We start from the raw sequence: 14,062 nt of genomic DNA on the forward strand, positions 1-14,062 counted from the left end.
CCGAACCGCCGTGTACGGACCCGTACGCACGGTGGTGTGGGAGGGGTCGGGCCGCGAGGCCTGCCCCTATCCCGATCGCGCGGCACGTAAAAAAGCGGCTCGTCGAGCCGCTTTTCAAGTCGCCAGTGGACTACTCTGACTGCTCGCTTTGCTTAGCGGAAATAGGCTTTCGCGTTCGGGTGCACGTCTTCGCGGGCCAGCACGTCCGCAGGCATCAGCCATGCATAGTCGCTGTGCTGATCGAAACGGCCGATCGGCACCGAGCCGCCCAGCATGATTGAATAAGCAAGCGCGACGTAATGCGTGGAAATGTCCGGGACGCCTGCGAAGTTGTCGTCGTAGTAGTGCTCGAACACGCCGAACAGACGCGACGACGAGCGTTGGACGCTGGCTATGCCCAGCTCGTCGCGGACCACGCGTGTGAAAGCGGCGTCGAGCGTTTCGCCTTTACGGACCCGGCCGCCCGGCACGAACCACGTGCCTTGCGCGGGACGGTTGCGACGCTGTCCGAGCAGCACGCGGCGATTGCCGTCGGTCACGATCAGGTCGATAGACACAAGCGGCGTCAGGCGAATGGCATTGAGGAAATCCGTGTGGTCGAGGATCACGGGGGAGTCGGACTGCGGCGCTTTCTTGAGCAGATCGGCTTGTTGCGCAGCGGCGGCGACTGATGAGAACGAAGAGAGATCGGTCACGCTCGTGGTACCTCAGTCATGTTCATCGTTATTAAATAAGCGCGCGGCGACGTGGCCCAGAAAAAGCACCACTAGGGCGATCAGCACGCAGACTGCCAACCCACCGCCGAGCATTGCGACGACGATGATCGCCGTCCAGCGCAGGCCGTCCATGATGGTTCCGAGTGTGCTTTCGATCGCTGTGTTGGCGGCCAGACGCGCAATGTTTGCCTGGCTTCGCTCACTGCGTCGGCATTTTATGCAGATGAGTCAGTTTAGCGCGCGGTCATCGCTGCCGTATCGGCTTTGAACTGGCTTAATACGCCGAAAGATCGCGTTTGGAAGCCAATCGCACGAATCGCCGTTGAGAGGCCTTGGCGATGCGTCATAGGCAGGAGGAAACGGTCGCGTCAGAAGTCTGCGGGCGGCCGGATGGAGGCTGCCGCGTCGGGCTTCATGTCCGCGTTGTTGCCATGCGGTTCATCTGGGCGAGCGCTCAGGACGGTCAGGCAGCCGAGGAGGGCGGCGAAAAGGAGGCTGCCTGCGGATGCGGTGGCATGGCCTTGTTCATGTTGGTTCATGGCGATTGCAGCGGCGTTGGCCACTGCCCTAAAAACGATGCGCGCAATGTTGCGAACGGGTTGCGAACGGCACGAACGGACGCGCCAGGTCCTGGCGGCGTGTGCGGATCAGATGACTCAAGCGGGTCCCGGGACAGGCGATGCCTCGTTTTCCCACCGTCATCATGGAGATCGAATGTAAGGCACGCGAGCGTCCGGTTCTGTCGGAGCTTTCGCAAAAATCCGATGGAGTCCTGAAACGCTGTGAAGAGGGAAAACGTGTAGCTCAAGCGTCGTTTTCATGCCGTCACGGTAGACGGCATTACACGCGAGCGTTGAATGGGAAGCGCCCGGCCACATCGTGTCCGGGGCATACCGATCGCGGTGCATGAAGACCGGATGGTTACTGCGCCACGTACCCCTCGGGCGTGTTGACGTTCGCCTTCATCACGCCGGCATTCTGCGACACCACATACACCGGCGCCTCGGTCAGCGTCAGCGCCACGCGGCCGTTTGCATAGGGCAGCGTGGTCGGATTGCCCATCATGTCGAGCACGGTGAGCGTTCCGGAGGTTCCCGCTGCATCCACCTGCAACGTGTATTTCACGGCATGCGTCTCGCTGAATCCCGATGCCCCCGGCCATACCGCATTCTCGTGCGTCCACAGCGCGGTCACGACCTTGCCACCGTTCAGCCGCTGGAACGCATACGCATAGACGCCGGGCGGCGTGTTCTTGACGGGCCCAAGCGTGTTGGTGCCATCGATAATGCGGGTCATCGCCGCCACGCCCATGGCTGCGGGCTTCGGGCTGATCTGCGTCTGGCCGTAGCCGCCTTCGGCGTTGACGAGATCGAAGAAGATGCCGTAACCCACTTCGGTCGGATCGGCCGTATAGAAGATGTAGCTCATGTCCGCACCCTCGCCAAGCAGGATCAGATGCAGCCGTGAGACCAGCGCGCCCTGCGCATACAGCACGTTGGCCGATGGCGTCGAGGGTCCGTACTTCGTGCCGATGTCATAGCTGATGCCCGACTCGGTGATGAACAGTTTCGCGCCGGGTTTAAGCATCTGCGTCATGGCGTGGCGCAGCCCGCGCATCATCCCCGGCAGGCTTTGCGCGGCTTTCTCGGGATCGCTGTTACCCGCCATGCGTTCTGGCGGATGTGATGGCGACGTCCCCACGTCGTAGTAGCCATGCGCACTCACGCCGTCGAGATACTTCGCAATCCCCAGCGGCGCAAGCCGGTTCAGCCACTCGGTGTTTTTCCCCAGCGACGACAGCGTCAACCCCATCACGACCGCATGAGGATCGGTGGCGTGGATCGCTTCGTAAGTCGCTTTGTACATGGCGACGAGATTGGCGTCCGTGTCGCGCCAGGGCAGGCCGCCTTCGTAGTCGGGTTCCCAGCTCACCTGATAGTAATTATTCGATTGCTGCGGAAAGACGCTCGAGCGCACGCGGTTCGATTCCTCGCCAACGCGCTTCATATAGGCGCTGTAGTCGGCAAGCGAGGAAGGCGCATAACTATGCGTGTCCTGGCCTGTGCGATTGGCCCAGCCCGGAATGCCGTCGAGCTGGATCAGCCGCAGCAGGTCGCCGGCTTTAAAGAAGGGTGCGAGGTTGTCGGCGCCGGGATTGAAGGTGTTTGGCGCCTTCGGCTCGGTCATGTACCAGTTGCGGTTGTCGTTGACCCACGTCAGGCCCAGGTCCGGGTAGAGCGGCCTGTATCCATCGCCGGAACAGCACGACTGGCCGGGCAGCAGATACGCCGCCCCCTGACCGCCGAAGCGATGCAGATCGGGGTACTTGTAAGTGACCGCCGGCAAGACCGCGGCGAGCTCGGGCAACACGCCAAAGGTTGCAATGCCTGCGGGCCGCGTGCCGCGCGATGGCAATACAACGGGGGCTGCGTTGGAGGCGTCCAGTTGTGCCGCGATGGAAAAATAGCCGGCGGCCTGCGAGGTGCACTTGATAGTCGTTGTATGCGCTCCGGGCGTCACCGCGAAATGACCGCTTGCCTTGACCGTATTCCAGGCGTCCTGTATCCGCCATGTCAGCGTGCCGGCCGATTTGGCGCGCGTGGTCAGAGCGAGTTCGAACGGTTTGTGAAGCGGGAACATGCGCGTGCCGTCGCTGCCGGGCGTATCGGCTTCGACAACATCGCCGGAAGCAGGGACATCGACCGCCGCCTTCATCCCCGCAGCCGGGCTGCATTGCATCGGCAGCGGGGATGACGGCGATGGCGCATCGGCGACGAAGCGCGCGACGGCGCTATTCGCCGCAGCTTCGACCCAGCATCGCTTCAATGAACCCGGCGCGGGGTCGTCGAACACGCCGTTATCGCAACCCGTGCCGCCGGTGAAGGTCTTGACTACATGTTTATCAGGCGTGCCGTAGAGCACCTTCTTCGTGCCGTCGAAGGAGCAACGCTCGTACTCCGCCGCACAGGGTATCCACGAACTGCCGTCAATCTTTACGGTATCGGCGGCCGCGGCAGGCACATCCTGCGCCGACGCGCTTTCGCCCCGGCAAGCGCATATGCACAGTGTGACGACGAAGGCCAGCGCAACCCTGCTGTATTGAGCCAGCACGCGGCCCGTGCGCGGCGCCGTGCGTGCGGCGAGTCTTTCGGTCGATGAATTTTTCATTACACCCCGAGGTCGAGATCCGGGTGGTTCGAGTCCGCGGCGACGGTGTTGTCCACCAGGAAAACGGCACTTCCCACCTTCGTGCTACCTGAATGAAACGTTTTCGGATGCGCTGTGCTCCAGTGCCCGATCGCACGGTAAAAACCTGCAAGTTTTTATCCCGCGGTGCAACATCAGGCACTGCTTTAAGGTGCCGCGAGCAGGCGTACGGTCCTGCAAGCCCTATTTCATGGGGCCCCCGAATGTGCTGAGGATAGGCGAGGTGAATCGAACACGCCAGCCGTTGCGATGGACGTTGTCGGATGCTGACTGCATCGGGCCATCCGGGCTCATATGGGTGGCGGGATAGCGCGACAATCTGGCCGATCCGGCGTTATTTGGCGCGTCTTGCGCCAACGGGCGCATGCGTAACTAATCTGTATCAAAACGCGCGACGGCTTCATGGGGATCTTGCCCGCGGCCAACTGTGGGCGATCTCACACAAGGGCGGGCGCGGTGCTCTGCTGACAACTGGTACGCGAGTGGTTGCAGCGAGTCGTCATCATCCGCCATTTCTGCGGATTTTTTCGCCAGCCCTCGCGGTCCGCCGGGTCCGTTCGATTTTTCGCCGATACCCCGTCAGGCCTCGCCTGAACAGGATTTCACCGGTCGCGATATCCCCTATCAAGGAATTTTATTAGCAGTTAAAAGCGTATTTATCAGATGAATTAATTTTGTTTCTCTCATGAAACATCATTTTCAAACGTATGAGAAAAGAATCGAAGTATGTGCGCCACCGCACATTGCCTGATTATGTTGTTAATCGCGCTGATGCTTTAAACGCGTGATTTAGCCCTTGTATTTCAATTAGAACTGGTTTTTCAAGGGACTAAACCGAACGTTAAATAGCGTGGTCTTCGTGAAGCGTGTTTTTAATCGAGTTTTGTCATGTTTCACGCACGCAACGTTTACGGCTCCTGACGCTCCTGCCGCATCTCCGCCAGAGCTCGGAATGGCCCGGCGAGCCTTGCCGCGCGGGCCTTTATAAACCGCGCGGAAGGTTGATTTGTATGACGTTCCGGGGTTCCGACACCCCTGTCCGATATGTGCGGTTGAATTGGACTGGCATTCGTCTTGCAAAGAAGCATTCGAAATTAAAATTCCGGACATTCAATTTCTTTACAGAATTACCGAACGGACGTGTCGAAATTTACCGAATGATAGGAAGCGCACGCAATGAAAGGATTTGAATGGCGACGTCTGAAGTTTTCCGCCAACATCTCGCTACTTTCAGTCACGACAACCTAATCAAACTTGAGGGTGTCTATGATGCACCGCAATGAGAACCCACTATCCAGTCATGTTGGATTCAACAAGTTCGCAGGGGAACGCCATGCCGTACGCCAGTCTTGAACCCGCCGTAATGGGATGGCTACAGCCGGCCCCCCGCAGTACTCAGGCGGAAGTCCGCCGCATCGCGATCCTGCTGTTCGACGGCTTTTCGCTGCTGGGCGCCGGCATTGTCGCGGAGGTCTTCCATGTCGCGAACGAACTGGCGGTCCTGAAGGCACGCAACGACTGGACTTACGACGTGCGTTTCCTCTCCGTCGAAGGAGGTAACGTCGCGTGCTCGTCGTCAGTACGTGTCTGGACCGATGGCCTCGATGCACGCCACTACGGCGGCTTCGACGCATTGTTCGTAGCCGGCGGCAAGGGCGCCGACGGTGCTGCGGGTGACGAACGCATCGTGGAATGGCTGCGCCGGGTGCACTCCAAGACCACGGTGGTCAAGTCGATTGCGGAAGGGCGCAAGGTGCTGGATGCCGCCGGCATTGGCCACGCGGCCGAGTCGCAGATCCGCATCGGCCATTCGATGATGCATGCCGTGCGGGAAGAGCAGGCGAGCGAAGCGGGCGACCGCTACGAGTCCATGAAGGGCGCGTTGCTGATGATCAAGCGCGACCTCGGTGTCGACGTGGCGCGCGGGGTCGCGGAACGTCTGATGCCCGGCTCGGCGTCGAAGCTGGTCCCGTTGCTCGGCGACAGCGGCACGGCGTCCGCGGGCGACAAGATCCGCACTGCGGCGCGCTGGCTCCAGGACAACTGCGAGCGGCCGATCTCGGTCGTGGACGCAGCGCAAGTGGCGGCCATGAGCGAACGCAACTTCCTGCGCCGCTTCAAGATCGAGATGGGCATCACGCCTTCGGACTATCTGCTGCAAGCGCGCCTTGCCGTGACGTGCACATTGCTCACCGATTCGGAACTGCCGGTCGACAAGATCGCGCGCCGCAGCGGCATGGGCAACGGCGACCGCCTTGCCAAGATATTCCGCAAGCGCCTGCTTATTTCACCGACCGAATACCGGATGCAAAGCCGCCGCGACGCCGGCGTCTGATTAAGACGAGTCCAGTTTTTTTTGACCGTAGTCACGGAGCGTTGAAACGTAAGCGGTTCGGCTGAAGCGGGGTCGACGATCGGTGCAAATGGCGCGTGCAGCTCCGCCCGGTGAACGGGTTCAAGAATATAGGAATACTAAAATGGACAGCAAGATCAGGCAGGACATCGAGGAATCCGCAGAGACGATCGCCGCTTCGGGACTGACCGGGGATTGCCGGCGTCTGGTGCAGGTGATTCTCGCGGGCGGGTCGGGCACGCGTCTGTGGCCGGTGTCGCGGGAACAATTTCCGAAGCAGTTGATTGGCGTGATCGGCACCGAGTCGTTGTTGCAGGCGACCGTGATGCGCATGAAGGACTTCCCCGCAGCGTGGGACGTGACGGCCGAGCCCGTGATCGTGTGCGGTGAAGAGCATCGCTTCGCAACCAGCGAGCAGGTGCGTGACAGCGGCGTGACAGCACGCATCGTGGTCGAGCCCGCACGCCGCGATACCGCTCCCGCGCTGACGCTCGCTGCGCTGACCGCCTGTGCCGATGGCCAGGACGCCATCCTCGTCGCCATGCCGGCCGACCATGCCATTGCGGATCTCGATGCGTTGCATGCGTCCATCGAAACAGCTGCGCGTTTTGCACAGGCCGGCGACATCGCCACGCTTGGCATTCCTCCTACGCGTCCCGACACCGGCTTCGGCTATATCCGCCTCGGCGACCCGCTCCAGGACGGCGCGCATCGCATTGACCGCTTCGTCGAAAAGCCTGCTGCGGAACTGGCAGCGCAATACGTGGCAGCCGGTAATTATTGGTGGAACAGCGGCATCTTCATCGTGCGTGCATCGGTATGGCTTGCCGTACTCGAACAACTCCAGCCGGAGATGCACGCGGCATGTGTCTTGTCGTACGAACAATTGAATAAAGCAGACGGATACTTGCGTCCATGCGCTGCGGAGTTCTCGAAGTCACCGTCTGATTCGATCGACTACGCGGTGATGGAGCATCTCGGCAAGCCCGATTCGCCGTTCAAGGGTGTAGTCGTACCGCTCGAAGCCGGCTGGTCCGATCTCGGTTCATGGGACGCAGTGTGGGATGCGATGGAGAAGGATGAATCCGGCAACGCGGCAAGCGGACGGGTCCTGTTCGAAGGATCGACCGCAAGCTACGCGCGCTCGGAAGGCGGCAGGCTCGTGGCGTGTGTGGGCACGACGAACCTGATCGTGGTCGAGACCGATGACGCAGTGCTGGTGGCCGACCGCTCACGCGTGCAGGACATCAAGGGACTCGTGTCGCGCATCAAGCTTGCGAAGTCACCGGAAGCCGATGCGCATAGAAAGGTTCGCCGCCCGTGGGGTTTCTACGACTCTATCGATCACGGCGAGCGGTTCCAGGTGAAGCGCATCGTGGTGAATCCGGGCGCGCGCCTGTCGCTGCAAATGCATCACCACCGTGCGGAGCACTGGGTCGTCGTAAGCGGCACGGCGCTCGTCACGCGCGGTGAAGAAGAGTTTCTGCTGAGTGAAAACGAATCGACTTATATCCCGCTCGGTGTGCGTCACCGCCTTGAGAATCCCGGTCGCGTGCCGCTCGAAATCATTGAAGTGCAGTCTGGGACCTACCTCGGCGAAGACGACATCGTCAGATTCGACGACAAGTATGGCCGGTGCAATTAAACAACCGTCAAGCAAAAAAGTGAGCGGTTCGGGGAGAATAAAAATGCGCGGAATAACAGACCTGCTGGCGCGAGTATTTGACGTCACCATGATCGTGCTGAGTGCGCTCGTGGCGTCGCAGATTCGTTTCGACGACATCTCGCAGCGCAGCTTCTATCTGGCGTTCGTGGCGTTCGCAGCGGCGTTGTCGCTGGCTGTGTTTCCCGCGTTCGGCGTGTATGCCTCATGGCGTGGCCGCTCGAAGAGCACGCTCGCGGGCCAGGTCGCGCTGAGCTGGCTCGTCGTGCAGGTCTGCGCGATGGTGTTGATGTTCTCCCTGCATCGTATCGACTTCGTGTCGCGTCTCTGGTTTGTCTACTGGACCGGCATGGCAGGCGCCGCGATGATCGCAGGCCGCCTGGTCACGCATAGCGTGCTGGGGCGCGTGCGTCACGCGGGCCTGAATTTGCAGCAGGTCGCAGTCGCGGGATGCGGTGAACATTGCGACGAGATTGTCCGCAAGATCGACACGGCGCCCGCGGCAGGTTTCCGTGCAACGGCTGCCTACAACGTACAGGCCGGCACCAAGATGAACACGCGTGTGCCGGTGTTCGAAGAGCACGAAGCATTCGCCAACTACGTGCGCACGCAGCACGTGGGCGAAGTCTGGCTCGCGCTGCCGCTGACCGAGGAACGCACGATCCTCAAGCTTGTAGACGAGTTTCGCAACGACCTGATCAACATCCGTTTCATGCCCGACGTGCGCACGCTCGCGCTCTTCGAAGGCAGCGTGACGAACCTGCTCGGCGTGCCGACGATCAACCTGGCGGCGTCGCCGTTGCCGCCGAACGCGATGATGCAGAAGGAGATCTTCGATCGCTTCTTCGCGCTGGGCGCCTTGCTCGCGGTCTCGCCGGTCCTGCTGGCCTGCGCAATCGCGGTGAAGCTGAGTTCGCGTGGCCCGGTGTTCTTCAAACAACGCCGCAAAGGCGCGGATGGCCGCGTCTTCACCATCTACAAGTTCCGCACCATGCGCCTGCATGCGCAGAAAGCGGGCGTGCTCGAACAGGCAAAACGCGGCGACCCGCGGATCACGCGCGTAGGGGGTTTCCTGCGCCGCACGAGCCTGGATGAACTGCCGCAGTTCTTCAACGTACTGCGCGGCGACATGTCGGTGGTCGGACCGCGTCCACATGCGCTCGAACACGACGATCTGTATCAGAAGGTCGTATCGGGTTACATCCACCGCTACCGGATCAAACCCGGTATCACCGGATGGGCGCAGGTGAACGGTTTTCGCGGCGAAACCGATCGCATCGAAAAAATGGAGGGACGCGTAGCACACGATTTGTACTACCTCGGAAACTGGTCGTTCGGACTGGATATGAAAATTATCTTCGCGACGATCTTCAAGGGTTTGCGCCACACCAACGCTTATTGAAGCAGGGGACGACAACATGAACAGCCAACAACTATCCGGTGCCGCGGTGCCGAACAAAAACAGCCATGCCGTGCCTGGAACGCGTGTGGCCCTTTCTCTGGCGATTGCCGCCGTGCTTTCCGCGTGTACGCTCGTACCGGGCCAGCACATGGTCACGCCGGCTGCGTTGCCGGTCACGACCTCCGATAACGGCGACGTGACGAGCGACATGCAGATTCCGATCAAGCAGATCGACCTGACGCTGATCCGCCAGATCCACGCGGACCAGAAGACCAGCGCCACGGCGCAGGCGCAGCTCAACCTGTTCGCCAAGCCCTCGGGTTACAAGCTCGGCTCGGGCGACGTGCTGCAGATCGTTGTCTGGGATCACCCGGAACTTGCCGCAGCACTGGGCCAGCCGGCGCAGAACACCAAGCCCAGCGACGCCGCACCGGGTTTCGTGGTCGACAGTGAAGGCAACATCCAGTTTCCCTACGTGACCCACGCCATCCATGCCGCGGGCAAGACCGCTGAGCAGGTCCAGCGCGAGATCTATACGGACCTGAGCAAGGTGTTCGTGAAGCCGCAAGTGACGGTTCGCGTGGCTTCGTTCCGTGCGGCGCAAGTCTATGTGGACGGTGACGTGCGTGCGCCGGGTGCGCAGACGATCAACGACATTCCGATGACGCTGACTGAAGCCATCAGCCGTTCGGGCGGCTTTGCGCCGACCGCCGATCAAAGCCGCGTGACGATCACGCGCAACGGCGTGGCGTATCCCGTGAACGTCGCGCAGATGATGAAGCAGGGCAAGAACCCCGCCGAGATCATGCTGCAGCCGGGCGACATGCTGCATGTCGACTCCCGCGACGACAACACGGTCTACGTGATGGGCGAAGTGACCAAGCCCACGGCCGTGTCGCCGTTGCGCGACGGCACGCTCACGCTGGGTGAAGCGCTCGTGCAGGCGGGCCAGATCAACCAGGACACCTCCAATGCGTCGCAGCTGTTCGTGGTTCGCCAGGCAACCGGCGACTCGCCGATCATCTATCGCCTCGATGCGCGCTCGCCGGTGTCGATGTTGCTTGCGAACCAGTTTCCGCTGGAATCGAAGGACGTTGTCTATGTCGACAACAGTGGTCTTGTCCGCGCCAACCGCGTGTTGAACCTGTTGTTGCCGGCGATCAATGCGGGCCTGACCGCCGCGATCGTAACCAAGTAGTCCTGGAGCTGCGTCCGGTGCCGAAGGTCATGAAGACATCAGGCGCCGGTCCGTTTCGATTGTTCGTTTGAGTGAGCGACAAAAAATGGCCATCAATTTTGAAAACCGCTATGCGGATGTGGTGTCGACGGGGGACGAGCTACGCTTGTCCGACTACCTGGCCGCCATCTTGGGGAGCTGGCGAATCATCGCCATAGTGACCCTGGCGGTGGTCGCGCTCGGCACGGCGTACGCATTCATTGCGTCACCGGTTTATCGCGCGGACGCCATGATCCAGGTAACCGAGAGCAATCCGGCGAACAACGCCAATAACAACAATGCCAACGCGGTGCAGACCGTGTCGCAGATGTTCGACGCGAAGTCGACAACCGCGGCGGAAATCGAGTTGCTGCGTTCAAGGCTGGTGGTCGAGGACACGGTCAACAAGCTGCATCTGGATATCGCGGCTCGCCCGCGCTACTTCCCGATCGTGGGCGGCATGATCAGCGACATCCTGGGCACGCGCAACGGCCAGGCGCCGGTGAGCTGGCTCTCGGGCTTCGCCTGGGGCAATGAAAGCATCTCGGTGCCGAAGTTCGACACGCCCAAGGAAGCCTACGACAAGACGTACATCCTGACGGCCGGCGAAAACGGCAGCTATGTCCTGAGCGACCCGGACGGCATCGCGATCCTGAACGGCAAGGTCGGTCAGGAAGCGAGCGGTACGAGCACGCTTGGGCCCGTTACGCTGCTGGTCGAGAACATGAGCGGCGAGCCGGGTGCCAAGTTCGAACTGACGCGTGCATCCACGCTCGGCACCGTGGATGCGCTGCAAAAGCGCTTGTCGGTGGCTGAAACCACGCTGCAGTCCGGCATCATCGCGTTGAGCCTTGAAGGCCACGACAGCAAGCTGACGTCGCAGATCGTGAATAACATCGCGCGCCGCTTCATCCAGCAGGATCTCGACACGCGTTCGGCGGAAGCCGGCAAGACGCTCGCGTTCCTTGAGCAGCAGTTGCCGGAGGTACGCGCGCAACTCGACCAGGCCGAGCAGAAGTACAACAACTTCCGTAACAAGCAAGGCACGGTCGACCTGAGCGAAGAAAGCCGCCTGTTGCTGCAGCAAGTCGTCGACAACAAGTCGAAGCTGATGGACCTGCAACAGCAACGCGCCGAACTCTCGCAGCGTTTCACCGCGAACCATCCGTCGGTGGCAGCGCTCGACGCACAGATCGCGGCCCTCCAGTCCGCGCAAGGTTCGCTGACCAAGAACGTGTCCGTGCTGCCCGATACCGAGCAGACCGCGCTGCGCCTGTTGCGCGACGTGCGGGTGGATACCGAGCTCTATACGAACCTGCTTAACAGCGCGCAGCAGTTGCGCGTGGCGAAGGCCGGGCAAGTAGGCAACGTGCGCGTGGTCGACTTCGCTGAACCGGCTGATGACCCTGTGCGTCCGAAGCGCCTGCTCGTGATCCTGATCAGCCTGGCCGGCGGCCTGGTTCTCGGCATCCTCGTGGCATTTATCCGCAAGGCGCTGTATGGCGGCGTGGAACGTCCGGAAGAAATCGAAAACCGCCTGGGCGTGCGTGTGTTCGCCATCGTGCCGCGCAGCAGCCAGCAATTGCGGCTGCAGCAGAAGGTCGGTTCGCGTAGCCAGGGTCTTCACGTCCTCGCCGCGACCTCGCCGGAAGACGCGGCAGTGGAAGGGATTCGCGGCCTGCGCACGTCACTGCAACTGCAGATGGCCGATGCACGCAACAACGTGGTGATGCTGACGGGTTCGCGTCCGGACGCCGGCAAGTCGTTCCTCTCGGTCAACCTCGCGACCCTGGTCGCATCGACGAGAAAGCGCGTGCTGCTGATCGACGGCGACATGCGTCGCGGCGACGTCCACTCGCACTTCGGCGTGCGTCATATGCCGGGCTTGTCGGACGTGCTGATGGGCTCGGATATCGAGTCCGCGGTGCTGCATGACGTGCTGCCGGGCGTCGACCTACTGACCAAGGGCTCGCTGCCGTCGCATCCGTCGGAACTGCTGATGAGCGATCGCATGCATGATGTGCTGGAAGTGCTCAAGCACCAGTACGACCTCGTGATCATCGATACCCCGCCGGTACTCGCGGTCACCGACGCAACCGTGATCGGCAAGCATGCCGGCACGAGCCTGCTGGTCGTGCGCCATGGCCGCAACCAGGTGGAAGAGATCGGCGAAACGATGAAGCGCCTGCATCACGGCGGTGTGAACATGAAGGGCGTGCTGCTGACCGACGTACCGCAGTCGAAGCTGATGTCGGGCAGCTCATACACGAATTACTACGGCTACGAGAGCATCGCTGAGTAACGCCCGGGGAAAACAACGTTGCGGCGCGCGGCGCGCTTGATGGCGCGCCGCATCCAATCCGAGACACGAGAGGCACACGATGAAACGCAAGGTCGCTTTGATCACCGGCATCACCGGGCAAGACGGCTCCTACCTCGCCGAGCTGCTGCTTGCAAAAGGCTACGAGGTACACGGCATCAAGCGCCGTAGTTCACTGTTCAATACGGACCGTATCGACCACCTGTATAGCGATCCGCATGAGTCGGATCGCAAGTTCGTCCTGCATCACGGCGACTTGACGGATACGTCGAGCATCACGCGCATCGTGCAGCGCACCGAGCCGGATGAAATCTATAACCTCGGCGCGCAGAGCCACGTGCAGGTGTCGTTCGAGGAGCCGGAATACACGGCGAACGCCGACGGTCTTGGCGCGCTGCGCATTCTCGAGGCGATCCGCATTCTCGGCATGGAGAAGAAGGCGCGTTTCTACCAGGCATCGACGTCCGAACTCTACGGTCTGGTGCAGGAGTCGCCGCAGAAGGAAACCACGCCGTTCTATCCGCGCAGCCCGTATGCGGCGGCCAAGCTGTACGCGTACTGGATGACGGTGAACTATCGCGAAGCGTATGGCATGTACGCGTGCAACGGCATCCTGTTCAACCACGAGTCACCCGTGCGCGGCGAGACCTTCGTCACGCGCAAGATCACGCGGGCGCTTGCGCGTATCGCGGTCGGCATGCAGGACGAGATGTACCTCGGCAACCTGTCCGCCATGCGCGACTGGGGCCATGCGCGCGACTACGTCGAGATGCAGTGGCTGATGTTGCAGCAGGACCAGCCGGAAGACTTCGTGATTGCCACGGGCGAGCAGCATAGCGTGCGTGAATTCGTGATCCAGGCCGCGGCGGAGCTCGGCGTCCACATGCGCTTCGAAGGTGAAGGCGTGGACGAAGTGGGCATTGTGGACCAGGTCGAGGGGCGCGAAACGAAGATGGCGAAGGGCGATGTGATCGTCCGCGTGGACCCGCGCTATTTCCGTCCGACAGAAGTGGAAACGCTGCTCGGCGATCCGTCGAAGGCACACGCAAAACTGGGCTGGCGCCCGACGACGACCTTCTCCTCACTCGTGAAGGAAATGGTTCGTTCCGATTTTCAGATAGCACGGCGCGACGCCCTCGTCACGCTCGCCGGATTCAAAGCGCTTGAACACCACGAGTGAACATC

10 protein-coding genes are annotated in these 14,062 nt (G+C 61.3%); 6 read left to right on the forward strand and 4 right to left on the reverse strand.

Annotated features, from left to right (window positions below; all coding sequences use genetic code 11):
- Positions 1-152: 152 nt before the first annotated feature.
- The 4 genes from AWB69_RS37205 to AWB69_RS37215 all read right to left on the reverse strand — a co-directional run bounded on the left by AWB69_RS37205 (position 153) and on the right by AWB69_RS37215 (position 3,884).
- Positions 153-605 carry a GDP-mannose mannosyl hydrolase gene (locus AWB69_RS37205; protein ID WP_062091809.1) on the reverse strand — a complete coding sequence of 151 codons (453 nt, stop codon included), beginning with the start codon at positions 603-605 and terminating at the stop codon, positions 153-155.
- 102 nt (positions 606-707) lie between these two features.
- Positions 708-848 (reverse strand): hypothetical protein, encoded by a 141-nt coding sequence (locus AWB69_RS48250; protein WP_156529100.1) that lies wholly within the window; start codon positions 846-848, stop codon positions 708-710.
- Positions 849-1,084: 236 nt separating this feature from the next.
- Entirely contained in the window at positions 1,085-1,255 is a 171-nt protein-coding gene (locus tag AWB69_RS37210; protein ID WP_156529101.1) for a hypothetical protein, read from the reverse strand.
- A gap of 382 nt (positions 1,256-1,637) precedes the next feature.
- Entirely contained in the window at positions 1,638-3,884 is a 2,247-nt protein-coding gene (locus AWB69_RS37215) for a hypothetical protein (RefSeq protein ID WP_062091783.1), read from the reverse strand.
- 1,372 nt (positions 3,885-5,256) lie between these two features.
- Between AWB69_RS37215 and AWB69_RS37220 the strand changes: the two genes are divergently transcribed.
- The 6 genes from AWB69_RS37220 to gmd all read left to right on the forward strand — a co-directional run bounded on the left by AWB69_RS37220 (position 5,257) and on the right by gmd (position 14,057).
- The gene (locus tag AWB69_RS37220) at positions 5,257-6,258 is read left to right on the forward strand and encodes a GlxA family transcriptional regulator (RefSeq protein ID WP_047844966.1); all 1,002 of its coding nucleotides are present in this window, start codon (positions 5,257-5,259) and stop codon (positions 6,256-6,258) included.
- 142 nt (positions 6,259-6,400) lie between these two features.
- Complete coding sequence (locus AWB69_RS37225) at positions 6,401-7,921, forward strand: mannose-1-phosphate guanylyltransferase/mannose-6-phosphate isomerase (protein ID WP_082913756.1); 1,521 nt, start codon at positions 6,401-6,403, stop codon at positions 7,919-7,921.
- A gap of 43 nt (positions 7,922-7,964) precedes the next feature.
- Positions 7,965-9,341 carry an undecaprenyl-phosphate glucose phosphotransferase gene (locus AWB69_RS37230; protein WP_062091784.1) on the forward strand — a complete coding sequence of 459 codons (1,377 nt, stop codon included), beginning with the start codon at positions 7,965-7,967 and terminating at the stop codon, positions 9,339-9,341.
- A gap of 16 nt (positions 9,342-9,357) precedes the next feature.
- Entirely contained in the window at positions 9,358-10,539 is a 1,182-nt protein-coding gene (locus tag AWB69_RS37235) for a polysaccharide biosynthesis/export family protein (protein ID WP_082913757.1), read from the forward strand.
- An 85-nt stretch (positions 10,540-10,624) separates the two neighbouring features.
- On the forward strand, positions 10,625-12,859 hold the full coding sequence (locus AWB69_RS37240) for a polysaccharide biosynthesis tyrosine autokinase (RefSeq protein ID WP_062091785.1): 2,235 nt from the start codon (positions 10,625-10,627) through the stop codon (positions 12,857-12,859).
- 79 nt (positions 12,860-12,938) lie between these two features.
- Positions 12,939-14,057, forward strand: coding sequence for a GDP-mannose 4,6-dehydratase (gene gmd / locus AWB69_RS37245; protein WP_062091786.1), 1,119 nt, complete (start codon positions 12,939-12,941; stop codon positions 14,055-14,057).
- Positions 14,058-14,062 lie beyond the last annotated feature (5 nt).

The sequence above is a fragment of the Caballeronia udeis genome (genome assembly GCF_001544555.2).
In the GTDB taxonomy this organism is placed as follows: Bacteria; Pseudomonadota; Gammaproteobacteria; order Burkholderiales; family Burkholderiaceae; genus Caballeronia; species Caballeronia udeis.